Origin of the sequence: Mesorhizobium sp. M6A.T.Cr.TU.017.01.1.1 (genome assembly GCF_004023115.1) — a bacterium.
Classification (GTDB): Bacteria; Pseudomonadota; Alphaproteobacteria; order Rhizobiales; family Rhizobiaceae; genus Mesorhizobium; species Mesorhizobium mediterraneum.
This window is the reverse complement of record NZ_RZTA01000004.1, coordinates 110,121-119,348: the sequence shown is the minus strand read 5'-3', so window position 1 is coordinate 119,348 and position 9,228 is coordinate 110,121. Positions and strand designations below refer to the sequence as shown.

The window sequence follows — 9,228 nt, the reverse complement described above, 5'->3', positions numbered from 1 at the left end:
GTGGAGATAGTGGGGGCAAAGACCCCCGCCGCGAGACCATAAGGCGTGTTGTTGGCCCGCTCGACTGCCTCATCGAGCGTATCGAACGGCAGCGCCGAAATGACCGGTCCGAAGATTTCCTCGCGTGCGATCTTCATGTCGTCCGTGACATGGGCAAAGACCGTCGGCGCGACGAAATTGCCGGCGGCAAGCGCGCCTTCCACGAGGCGCGTGCCGCCGGTGACGAGGGTCGCGCCCTCCGCCGTCCCGGCTTCGAGATAGGAGGCGACCCGCTGCAGCTGCTTTTCGGAGACGAGCGGGCCGATCTCTGTTGCCGGGTCGATGCCGTCGCCGATCCTGAGACCTTGGCATGGGCCTCCAGCCGTTCGACGAACTCGTCATGGATGGAGCGTTCGACAAACAGGCGCGAGCCGGCGATGCAGATCTGGCCGGAATTGGCGAACACCGACATCGCCGCCACCGGCACCGCTCTGTCGAGATCGGCGTCGGCGCAGACGATGACCGGCGACTTGCCGCCAAGCTCCAGCGAGACCCGCTTGAGGTTGCCGGCCGACGCCCGGACGATCGACTGGCCGGTCGCCGTCGAGCCGGTGAAGACGATCTTGTCGACGCCCATATGCTCGGCGAGTGCGGCCCCTGCCTCGGCGCCGGTGCCGGTCACGATGTTGACGACGCCTGGCGGAACGCGGCCTCGTTCATGATGTCGGCGATCAGCAGCGGCGTCAGCGGCGCTTCCTCGGAAGGTTTCAGCACCACCGTGCAGCCGGTGGCCAGCGCCGGCCCGATCTTCCAGATTGATGCGGCGGTCGGTGCGTTCCAGGGGATGATGGCGCCGACGACGCCGACCGGCTCCTTGCGGGTGAAGGAGACGATCTCGCCCGGCAGCGAGTTCTCGATCGTCTCGCCATGTAGGGACGTCGCCATGCCGGCGTAATAGCGCAGCATGCCGATGACACGGTTGCGGTTGGCGCGGGTGCGCACGATCGGCATGCCCATGTCGGTCGTGTCCGAGCGGCTGATCTCCTCCCAATGTTTTTCGAAGAGGTCGGCGATCTTGAGGAGCAGCACCTGCCGCTCATAGGGCTTGAACCGGCTCCACGGCCCGTCGAAGGCCTTGCGCGCCGCGGCCACCGCCAGCTCGATATCCTGGCGATCGCTGCGCGGCACCGTGGCAATGACCGCACCGGTGGCCGGATTGCGGGTTTCCATGGTGCGGCCCGAGCGGGCGTCGACCCAGGCGCCATCGACGAACATCTGGCGATGGCGTCCGTCGATCGGCCGGCGCAGTGACACCGGTGTCTGAGCTATGGTCATGACGTCCTCCTCCAGCGCTCCTGCCGGTGGGCGGATTTAACCCCTGGATATCACATCTGCCAACAGCTCTATTCGGCCGCCACTCTATTCGGCGGCCAGAGGCAGTCGCGGCCTGTCGTCGTTGTCTGCCAGCTCCGGCTCGGCCGCCTGCTCCACGTCCTTGGCCTTCTTGCGCTCCCTGCCGAAGAACAAGGCATAGGCTGCCGGAAGCACGAGGATGGTAAGCACTGTGGCGACGAGAATGCCGCCCATCATGGCGTAGGCGAGCGGACCCCAGAAGACGCCGCGCGAAATCGGGATCAGCGCCAGGACCGCCGTCAGCGCCGTCAGCATGATCGGCCGGAAGCGGCGAACCGCCGAGCCGATGATCGCCTCCGAGCGTTCCATGCCGGCCGCTATATCCTGGTCGATCTGGTCGACCAGGATGATCGAGTTGCGCATGATGATGCCAAGCAGCGCGATCACGCCGAGGATGGCGACGAAGCCGAACGGCGCGCCACTGATCAAAAGTGCTGCGGCTGCACCGATGATGCCGAGCGGACCGGTCGCCAGCACCAGCATCGCCTTGCCGAAATGCTGCAGCTGGATCATCAGCAGCACGACGATGACGGCCAGCATGATTGGAGCTTTCGCAGCAATGGAGGCCTGGCTTTCGGCCGAATCCTCGGCGCCGCCCTGGATCTCGACGGCGTAGCCGGGCGCCAGACCGTCGCGCAGGCCTTGCATCTCGCTGTACATCTTCATCACGACATCGTTCGACTGCACGCCATCCGGCAGCGTGGCACGCACGCTGATGGTCGGCAGGCGGTCGCGCCGCCATTCGACGCCTTGCTCCAACACCGGGACGACCTTGGCGACCTGCGACAGCGGCACGAAGCCACCGAAATCCGTCGGGACAGAGACGGAGTCGACCGCCGACAGCAGGTGACGGCTCGCCTCCGGCTCGCGGGCGACGATCGAAACGGTCTCCTCGCCGTCGCGGAAATCATCGAGCGGCGCTCCCGACATGGTCGCCTGCAGCATCTGGCGAATGCGCTGCGAGGTGACGCCGAGCGCACGGGCGCGATCCTGGTCGATCACCAGCTTCATCTCCGGCACCGGCTCGAGCCAGTCGTCGTGAACGGCGCCGAGCAGCGGATTTGCCTGGAACTTCGCCTTCACTTCGTCGGCGATGCGGCGCACCTCCTGGCGATCCGGACCCATGACGCGCATCTGCACCGGCCAGCCCGTGGGCGGCCCGAGGAACAGGCGGTCGACCTTGGCGCGGATCGACGGGAAATCCTCGGCCAGAATGGTGCGCAGCTTGACGATCAGCCGTTCGCGGGCCGGTTCGTCATTGGCCATCACCAGAAGCTGGGCAAAATTCGGATTGCGAAGCTGCTGGTCGAGCGGCAGGAAGAAGCGCGGCGCGCCCTCACCGATATAGGTGGCGATGAAGCGCTTGTCCTTGTCGTCCATCATCCTGGTTTCGAGCGCCTTGGCCTGCGTCTCGACTTCCTTGATGCTGGTGCCTTCCGGCAGCCAGAGGTCGACAAGGATTTCCGGACGCGACGACTGCGGGAAGAAATTCTGCGGGATGAACTGGAATGCCCAAAGACTGGTTGCGAAGGTCACCAGTGTCATAACCAGCACGATGATGCGGTGGCGCACGGACCAGCTGACGGTGGCGCGAAGCCGGCGATAGAAGCGCGTGTCGAAGACATCGTGATGGTTGCCGGCGTGCTTTCGCTGCTTGAGGATCATGTTGCCGAGCCACGGCGTGAAATAGACCGCCACGAACCAGGACACGACCAGCGCGATGCCGACGACATAAAACAGCGTGCGCACATACTCACCGGCCGTCGAGGCGGCGAAGCCGACCGGGATGAAGCCGGCGGTGGTGATCAGCGTTCCGGTCAGCATCGGGAAAGCCGTCGAGGTATAGGCGAAGCTCGCCGCCTCGACCTTGACCAGTCCTTCCTCGAGCTTGCGTTCCATCATTTCGACGACGATCATCGCGTCGTCGACGAGCAGGCCGAGCGCTATGATCAGCGCGCCGAGCGAAATGCGCTGCAGATCGATGCCGATCTCATACATGATGGCGAAGGTCGCGGCCAGGACGAGCGGAATGGTGATCGCGATCACCAGGCCCGAGCGCCAGCCGATCGTCAGGAACGAGACGACAAGCACGATTAGCAGCGCCTCGCCAAGCGCCTTCATGAACTCACCCACCGCTTCCCGCACGACTTCCGGCTGGTCGGCGATCTGATCGACCGAAACGCCGTAAGGCAGCGCCTCTTCGAAGTGGTGATAGGTCGCTTCGACGTCCTTGCCGACATCGGTGACATTGAAGCCTTTGGCCATGACCACACCGACCTGGACGCTGTCGTGGCCGTTGTAGCGGTATTTGCGCTGATAGGGATCCTCGAGGCCGGAGGTCACGGTGGCGATGTCGCCCAGGCGCGTTACCTGGTTGCCGGCGCGCAGGCGAAGTTCGCGGATATCGGCCGCCTTGGTCACGTCGCCCTCGACCGAAATGCGCACTGAGTTCGTGCCGGTATCGACCGAGCCCGCCGGATCGACATTGTTCTGGCCCTTGATCGCGTTCTGCAGGTCGGTGAGCGTCAGGCCGCGCTCGGCAAGCGCCTTGGACGAAACGTCGATATAGAGTTTTTCCGGCTGGTCGCCGATGATCACGGCCTTCTCGACGCCGGGCGTCGTCAGCAGCATGTCACGCGCCTGAATGGCTAATTTCTTCAGCTCGGGATAGCTGTAGCCGTCGCCGCTGATCGAATGCAAAGTGATGAAAGTGTCGCCGAACTCATCGTTGAAGTAGGGCCCGAGCAGCCCCTGAGGCAGCTCATTGGCGATGTCGCCGACCTTCTTACGCACCTGGTAGAAGGCATCCGCGACCTGCGCGGGGTTGGTGTCGCCTTCCACCTGCAAGGTGATTATGGCGCTGCCGGCGCGTGTGTAGGAACGGACGAAATCGAGATGCGGCGTTTCCTGCAGCTTGCGCTCGATCTTGTTGACGACCTGGTCCTCCATGTCCTGGATCGAGGCACCCGGCCAGACAGCCTGGACGACCATGACGCGGAAGGTGAAATCCGGGTCTTCCTTCTGGCCCATGCGCATCAGGCCGAGCGCGCCGGCAACGATGATCAGGCCGAACAGGAACCGCGCAATGCTCGGATGCCCGATTGCCCAGCGCGAAAGGTTGAAGGGCCGCTTTTCATTGGTGTCGGTGGTCATAGCGCCAGTCCATTTGTCTGATCGTCAGCGCACGCACGTGGCATGCCCACGGAGCTTCTAATGCTGGCTTCCGGGCGGCGAGGCTTTCCGAGCGGAGAGACACTCATCGCGGTGGGACGCGAGGATCGATGTGGGGGTTACATCGACCCGACGTCTCGACAATCGGGCACCTGCCGCCCGGAAACCATGAACCGCTTGACCTCGCGGCTTGCGCCGATGCGAGGAAAAGCCGTTTTATTCTTGGCCGTCAGCGCACGCGCTTGGCGGCATCGCCATCATCGTCCGCAGATGCGGACTGTTGCACCGCATCGCCGGTCAGCTTGACCTTCAGATTCTCGGTCATGAATTGTGTGCCCGCCGCAACGACGACGTCGCCGGGTTTCAATCCTTCGGCAACATGCACGCCGTCGGCGGTGAACTCGGCGACCTTGACCGGACGCGCGTGGACGGTCTCGCCGTTGCGATCCACGGTCCAGACGATCTGCTGGCCATCCTTTTGCGCCAGCGCGCTCAACGGGACCGATACGCTTTGTGGGCGGTTGTTGGCCGCCGAAGCTTCGATGTTCGCGGTCATGCCGAGAAGCACGCGCGGATCGTTGGGCAGGCTGACGCGGACGGCAAAGGTACGCGACTGCTGATCGGCGCTGCCGGCGACTTCGCGGACCTTGCCGTCGAGCGTCAGCGCATCGTCCGACCAGAAGCCTGCCTTGACGTCCTTGCCCGGCTTGAACTGGGCGATATCCATTTCCGGAACGGCGATCAGCACTTCCTTTTCGCCATCGACGGCAACGGTCACAACCGGTGTGCCGGAGCCGACCACCTGACCGACATCGGCGGCGACTGATGTGACGATGCCGTTCCTGTCCGCCTTGAGGTCGGTGTAGAGGACCTGGTTTTTCGCCTGGTCAAGCGTTGAGCGGGCGGAATTCCGGGTGGCGACCGCCTGGTCATAGCTGAGCGTTGCCTGTTCGAGCTGCGATTTCGACGCGAAGTTCTTGGCAAACAACTGTTCGGCACGACGACGGGCAAGGCCTGTTGTCTCGACCTGCCGCTCGGCGGCCTCGAGGCTGGCCTCGGCGCTGTTGACCGAAAGGTCATAGTCGGCGGGATCGATGCGGGCCAGAACGTCGCCCGGCTTCACGCGCTGGCCGATGTCGACCAGGCGCTCGGTGATCTTGCCGTTGATGCGGAACCCGAGATTCATCTCGGTGCGGGCGCGCACCGATCCGGAGTAGGAAAGCTCACGGGTATCGTTGGCCTTGGCGATCTCGACGACCTTGACCGGCCGAATGATGTCCTTGACTTCCACTTTTTCTTGCGAGCAGCCGGCGAGCCCGAACGCCGCGACGACGACCAGAGCCGGACCGACGGCCGACAGCCTGTTCATGATGGATTTGGACAAAGGCACTTGCGTACTCCCGAACTGAAGATGAATTGTCGAGGACCGACGGACGCCGCCGGTCATTTCTTCAAGGCCCTGATCGCAAACTCGATAAGATCGTCCGGCATTGCCCGGTTCTCTTTGGCAAGGCACTGGGCGACCATCTGCGGGTGACAGAGGGTGATGATAGCTGCGCCGAAGCACCGCGAAGCGACTTCCGGATCCTGGTCGGCAAACTCGCCGGCTGCGATCCCGTCGCTGATCACCTCCGCCACCAGGCTGCGGATCCGGTCGATGTGCTTCTCGATGACATGCCAATCGCGTTCGATGGCAACGACGACCATCTCGTGCACCTTCTCCTGGTCGAGCATGGTGTCGCGGGTCCACTGATAGTGAGTTTGCGCGTAGCGGCGAAGCTTTTCGCTGGCGGTTCCGGGACTATGGCAGGCGTCGTAGGTCAGTTGGTAGCAGGTAGCGAGCATACGGCCGCAAACGGCTTGGTGAATCTCGACCTTGGAGGCGAAGAAGCGGTAGATATTGGCCGTCGACATGCCGAGTTCACGCGCTATGTCGGCGACATTGGTCTTGCCGTAGCCGTAGTGGCGGAAAAGTCGCTCTGCGCAATCGAGGATGCGCGCGACATTCTCCTGTCGGACCAGGTCGGCCGTCGTATCGAGAGTATCATACATCTTGTTTCATCAGCTCATTACGAATGACGAATTTTGAATTTCGTCACTCGTAATTCGAAATCAACCGGATGTCAACACGTGACATTATCCGTCTTGGGCGACTGGTGACATCTGTTGACACCACTCGGCGTGAACAGCGTTAATGAAGCCTGCTGCGGGCAGTGCACGGGCCCCTCGCCATCTATGCTGAGCCCGCGGAACTATGCATTGTCATCCGATGCCGCGGAAAGGAGATCATGGGATGACCGTACTGCGCATCGTCACGAATATCGCAACAGACAGCATTCCGGATGTTCGGAAGTTCTATTCCGACCTGTTCGGGCTCGACGCCGTCATGGATCACGGGTGGCTGGTCACGCTGGCGTCCCGCGAAACAACCATCCCTCAGGTCAGCATCGCCAGCGAGGGCGGCTCAGGCACCCCCGTGCCCGATCTGTCGATCGAGGTCGACAATGTGGACGAGGTGTATCTTCGCGCAAAAGAGATCGGTTGCAGAGTGGTCTACGATTTGACCGACGAACCGTGGGGCGTGAGACGTTTCTTCATTGCCGACCCGACCGGAAAGCTGCTCAACGTGCTCACGCATCTTCGCTAGCCCAATTGCGGTCATCGGAGGAAACATGAGCAGAACAATCCCATTTCATTTCGTCGATGTCTTCGCGGTAGAGCCGCTGACGGGCAATTCACTGGCGGTGGTTGACGGCGGCGCCGAGTTGGCGCTTGAGCTCATGCAGAACATTGCACGTGAGTTCAACCAGTCCGAGACCACCTTTGTCTTACCGGCGACCCGGGCGAACGCCGACTGGAGGTTGCGCTCTTTCACGCCGAAGGGCGTAGAGGTTTTTGGTGCAGGCGGCCACAACACGTTAGGGGCTTGGTGGTGGCTCGCTGCAGCAGGGCGGCTCGATCTGGGCGATGGCCCAACATGGTTCCACCAACAGATCGGCGACTTGGTATATCCGTTGGCGATCTGGCAGAGCCAAGGACGGCTCGAAAAGATCATTATGCAGCAAGAGGCCCCACTGGCCGGCCGGCAGCTCTCAAACCTTGGCGCTCTTGCCACCGCACTCGGCCTTCGTACCGAAGAAATAGTGGCTGATATCGTGCCTTGCCAGATGATCTCGACTGGAGCCGCCCATCTCCTGGTGCCAATCCGCGATCGCGAAGCCGTCGACCGGATTTTGCCTGATGCTAAACAGCTTTTCGACCTGCTCGACGAGGTCGGCGGGGAAGGCTGCTACGTCTTCTCGCTCGATCCGCTACAACCCGGAACCACGGCGTATGCACGCTTTTTCAACCCGACCGTCGGCATTTCTGAGGATCCGGCAACCGGTACGGCGGCTGGTCCGCTCGCCGCACATCTCGTTGCACACGGTCTTGCACAGCCCGGTGTAGTCAAGATCGAGCAAGGCACGGCTCTCGGACGTACCAGCATCATTGAGGTCGATGTAGATGCCGGCTCAGTGAGCATTTCTGGGCGCGGCATTGTAGTGGCGAGCGGGGCATTTTCGATCTAGTCGACGCCACTCGTCTTCGACTGGATTCGCTTAGGTAGCCGATCTGTTTAATCTGTTCAGGCTTTCGCCCAGTATGACAAGCGCGATGCCGAGCAGCGCAATGTCCTTGATCAGGAACTGACCGGCGGGACCGAGCGCGGGAAAGCCCAGCGTAGGCTCCCAGATCGGCAGGGCAACCATGATCGAACAGGTGACCAGGAAAATCAGGGCGGCCAATGCCCCGCCGGCCACACCGGCGCGCACCGACCAGGGGGACGCAATCAGCAGAAGCGCGGTCGCAATCTCGACGACGCCAAGCACGTAAGAAGCACCGGCTTCACCAAATACCGGATACATCCAGGCGAGCCAAGGCGTGCCGCCGATCAGCGGCCTCAACGCCTCGATCTCAACAGCCGTGAACTTCATCCCGCCGATCATGAGAAGCGGCAGTATGACCCCGATGAGGGCGACGATCCGCCCGGCTGTCCTGACCGCGGCGGCTTTTCGCGCCCATGGTCGAGAAAGGGTCCCGTCTTGACCTTCAGGCTCTGATGTTCTGAGAACCGGCATGAGTTTCCTCCTCCAACTGCCAATTGCACCGCCCGCGTCGTAAATTTATCCCTTGCCCCTAGCGGCTGGCCAATCGCCGCTGTCACGGTCGCTCGATTAATCGATGCGCTGTCAGTCCGGCTTGTAAGGGTATGAGTGATGCTCGTGAGCGATGATCCAAAGGTCACCTTCCTTCCGCAGTCCGACGGTAAGCCGGAGGCGGGTTGCCGGGTCCCTTTCAAGCTCTTCCCTGGTGCCGCACCGCAGCAATGCGGTCGCAAAAGCGACCCGGTCTCCCGCCGTGACATCCAGCCACTCGATCGCGAAAACGCCGCCCTGCTTGAAGTGCTCGAAGAATGGACCCCAACTATCGCGGTAGGCCTCAATTCCACTGAGTTCGTTCGGCGGTGGGACATCGAACATCAGAAGGTCCGTCGCGTGGTCCGCAACGATTGTCTCCAGGTCTTGCTGCTGCACGGCGTTCGCCCAACGCTCGATCAGCGCCCGGATATATGCCTCGGCGTCACGCTCCATGTTCTCCATTAGAATTCTCCTCCTGCCAGATCCT

At 62.3% G+C, this 9,228-nt stretch carries 7 protein-coding genes and 1 pseudogene; 2 read left to right on the top strand and 6 right to left on the bottom strand.

All coding sequences use genetic code 11. The annotated features are described in order from the left end of the window. The 4 genes and pseudogenes from EOB36_RS02530 to EOB36_RS02515 all read right to left on the bottom strand — a co-directional run. Positions 1–1,314 (bottom strand): annotated as a pseudogene (locus tag EOB36_RS02530) (aldehyde dehydrogenase family protein); the annotation flags it as partial. 84 nt (positions 1,315–1,398) lie between these two features. Beyond that, positions 1,399–4,545, bottom strand: coding sequence for an efflux RND transporter permease subunit (locus EOB36_RS02525; RefSeq protein WP_128284223.1), 3,147 nt, complete (start codon positions 4,543–4,545; stop codon positions 1,399–1,401). 247 nt (positions 4,546–4,792) lie between these two features. Beyond that, positions 4,793–5,953 carry an efflux RND transporter periplasmic adaptor subunit gene (locus tag EOB36_RS02520; protein WP_164897429.1) on the bottom strand — a complete coding sequence of 387 codons (1,161 nt, stop codon included), beginning with the start codon at positions 5,951–5,953 and terminating at the stop codon, positions 4,793–4,795. A gap of 53 nt (positions 5,954–6,006) precedes the next feature. Continuing rightward, the gene (locus EOB36_RS02515) at positions 6,007–6,615 is read right to left on the bottom strand and encodes a TetR family transcriptional regulator (protein WP_095483877.1); all 609 of its coding nucleotides are present in this window, start codon (positions 6,613–6,615) and stop codon (positions 6,007–6,009) included. 241 nt (positions 6,616–6,856) lie between these two features. Here EOB36_RS02515 and EOB36_RS02510 point away from each other — a divergent pair, with 241 nt between their 5' ends. Beyond that, the gene (locus EOB36_RS02510) at positions 6,857–7,210 is read left to right on the top strand and encodes a VOC family protein (RefSeq protein ID WP_128284221.1); all 354 of its coding nucleotides are present in this window, start codon (positions 6,857–6,859) and stop codon (positions 7,208–7,210) included. 25 nt (positions 7,211–7,235) lie between these two features. After that, positions 7,236–8,132, top strand: a complete 897-nt coding sequence (locus tag EOB36_RS02505; protein ID WP_128284220.1) for a PhzF family phenazine biosynthesis protein — start codon at positions 7,236–7,238, stop codon at positions 8,130–8,132. 30 nt (positions 8,133–8,162) lie between these two features. Here the strand turns inward: EOB36_RS02505 and EOB36_RS02500 are convergent, their stop codons facing one another. Then, complete coding sequence (locus tag EOB36_RS02500) at positions 8,163–8,681, bottom strand: DUF417 family protein (protein ID WP_128284219.1); 519 nt, start codon at positions 8,679–8,681, stop codon at positions 8,163–8,165. Between the two features lie 111 nt (positions 8,682–8,792). Then, positions 8,793–9,203: a nuclear transport factor 2 family protein gene (locus EOB36_RS02495; protein WP_206072922.1), complete on the bottom strand. Its 411-nt coding sequence runs from the start codon at positions 9,201–9,203 to the stop codon at positions 8,793–8,795. Between the last annotated feature and the right edge of the window lie 25 nt (positions 9,204–9,228).